The following is a 2,816-nucleotide window of genomic DNA, read 5'->3' as shown; positions in this document are numbered from 1 at the left end:
CGCGCAGGCACTAGGGCGCTAACCACGCCGCGCCGCGTTCCCGCCCACCCCCCTTTGGCCTGCCGGCCATCTCCCCCTCAAGGGGGGAGATTGGCAGCTTCGATGCTCCGCTCTTCCTGCGACGGTAGAAATTCTCGAAAGCGGTGATGACGGCCGATCTCCCCCCTTGAGGGGGAGATGTCCGGCAGGACAGAGGGGGGCGCCGTAGAGCGCCGCGGAACGACTTCAAGCGGCATCCCGCACAACATCTGCGGTATCCCGCACAGCCTCTTGGCGGTGCATGGCTCATCTTCCCCGCTTCCAGGAGGCACCCGTGAGCATCGTCGTTTTCGACCCCGACAGCACTGAGGACGTCGACTTCAAGGACCGTATGCGCCACCCGGCGGCGGCCGATCCGGCCGGCGGCATGTGGCTGTCCGACACCGAGCCGTCCTTCATCGATGCGGACGCGTTGCGCAAGGGCCGGCTGGCCAAGCTGCGTGCCTGGATGCGCGAGTCCGGTTATGGCGGCGTCGTGCTGTTCGATCCCTATAACCAGCGCTACGCCACCGGCTCGCGCAACATGTTCGGTTATTTCCTGCGCAATTCGACCCGCTACTTCTTCATCCCGACCGAAGGGCCGATCGTGCTGTTCGAATATCCGCAGAGCTATCATGTCTCGATGGTGCTCGACACGATCGATGAGGCGCGGCCGTCCAGGCTGGTGTGGTCTTCGGTGTCGGGCCGCGACGACGAGACCGCCGGCCCCTTCGCCGACGAGATCACTGAGCTGCTCAAGGTACATGGCGGCGGCTCGATGAAGCTCGGCCTCGACCGCTGCGGCCATCTGCAGGCGCTGGCGCTGGAAAAGCGCGGCTGCGAGGTCCGGGATTGCCAGGGCGAGATCCTCGCCGTGCGGGCGGTCAAGACGCCCGAAGAGGTAAAATGCCTGCAGGTATCGATGGCCGGCGCCGAGGCGGCCGTCTATGCGGTGCGCGAGGCGATCAAGCCCGGCGTGTCCGAGAACGACCTGTTCGCCATCATGTATCACGAGGTGATCCGCCAGGGCGGTGAGTTCATCGAAACCCGGCTCTTGACCTCGGGCCAGCGCACCAATCCGTGGTTCAACGAAGCCAGCGGCCGCAAGATCAGGCCCGGCGAACTCTTGGCGCTGGATACCGATACGATCGGCTGCTACGGCTATTATTCGGACTTCTCGCGCACCTTCCGCTGCGGCCCGGGCAAGCCGACCGTTTATCAGAAATCGCTCTACCGCATGGCCCACGACCAAGTTCAGCACAACATCTCGATCGTCAGGCCGGGCATGGCGTTTCGCGAGATTGCCGAAAAGGCCTGGAAGATCCCGGACCGCTTCGTCGACCAGCGCTATACGTCTGTCATGCACGGCGTCGGCATGCATGGCGAGACGCCGTTCATCGCGCATGCCATGGATTACGAGACCTATGGCCGCGACGGTTTTGTCGTGCCCGGCATGGTGGTCAGCGTCGAGAGCTATATCGGCGAAAAAGGGGGACGCGAGGGTGTCAAGCTCGAGGACGAGATCCTGGTCACCGAAACCGGCACCGAGCTTCTGTCGCGCTTTCCCTATGAGGACGACTTTCTGGAGAAAGAAGTTTGATCCCAGCATCCACCACCAATCGAGGTGCGGTATCGCAAATCGTCGGGACTAACCGCAGCGCTCATGCTTTCGTTCAGGTGTCCGCATGAAGGGCCCGGTCTCGATCAGACGCGGCACGGTGGCCGCGGTGTCCGTCGACCTCCAGGAGGAGCACCGGCAGGACAAGCGCTATCTGGTCGAGGGTTTTGCCGACATCCTCGCCAACGTCCAGCGCCTGCAGGCGGCGGCACGGGCCAACGATGTGCTGCTCTACCATTCGGCCTATATCGTCGATCTCACCAGGGAGGCGCGGCGGTTCCATCCGGTCGATGCCAATGGCAGGTCGGCCTTCTCCGACAAGGACGATCCGCTGACGGCGATCTGTCCGGAAGTGGCGCCGGTCGACGGCGAGATGATGCTGGTCAAGACCGAGGCCAGCGCCTTCGGTTCGGGCCCTGCCGCGGGCCGGCTCAGGGCCAAAGGCATCGAGTGGCTGGTCGTTGCCGGCGTGTGGACCGAGGCCTGCATCGACGCCACCGTCAGGGATGCGGTATCATCGGGCTTTCGCGTGCTGCTGGTCAAGGATGCCTGCGGCAGCGGCAGCACGGCGATGCACCAGACCGCCATCCTCAACCTTGCCAACCGGCTCTATGGCGGCGCCGTCACCACAACCGAGGGCGCCTGCCGATTGATGGCAGGCGAGACGGTTGATGCGTGGCAGGTCGTGGGCTCGGTGCCTTTGCGCTTCACCTATGAAAACGCCGCCCGGCTCTACGACGAACTCTGAACCAGGAAGGCTGGCGATCCTTGGCGCCCCCCTCTGTCCTGCCCTCCCTGCCAAAACTTGGCATCTCCCCCACGAGGGGGGAGATTGGCAGTTTCGGCGCTGCGCTCCTGCTGCGATGTTGGAAATTGGCGAAAGCCGGGACGACAGCCGATCTCCCCCCAAGTGGGGAGATGCCCGGTAGGGCAGAGGGGGGCGCTGTCCCGCCGGCGTCTCGAAAGGTTCTGCGCCGCAGTAGCGCAAGCTTCTGCGGAACAGCGCACAACGCCTGCGGAAACCCGACCACTTCCCCGCTGAATCCCGCACTATCATCGCCTATGGCCAAGGGGGGCCCCCCCCCCCCCCCCCCCCCCCCCCCCCCCGCCCCCCCCCCCCCCCCCCGGGGGGGGTGACAATTGAGTTTTGTTGGCCAAAAAAAGCCGCCAGCACCCGCCC

Annotated in this window: 2 protein-coding genes; both read left to right on the top strand. The window is 64.9% G+C overall.

The window, feature by feature from the left end; genetic code table 11:
- Positions 1–313: 313 nt before the first annotated feature.
- The gene (locus tag AC0L2C_RS05960; protein WP_128245745.1) at positions 314–1,618 is read left to right on the top strand and encodes a M24 family metallopeptidase; all 1,305 of its coding nucleotides are present in this window, start codon (positions 314–316) and stop codon (positions 1,616–1,618) included.
- Positions 1,619–1,703: 85 nt separating this feature from the next.
- A complete protein-coding gene (locus tag AC0L2C_RS05955; RefSeq protein WP_473522967.1) occupies positions 1,704–2,384 on the top strand; it encodes an isochorismatase family protein in 681 nt (226 codons plus the stop codon).
- Positions 2,385–2,816: the final 432 nt, after the last annotated feature.

Source organism: Mesorhizobium sp. WSM4845, from assembly GCF_055811455.1.
The sequence above is the reverse complement of the archived record's forward strand: the minus strand, read 5'-3'. Positions and strand labels throughout refer to the sequence as shown.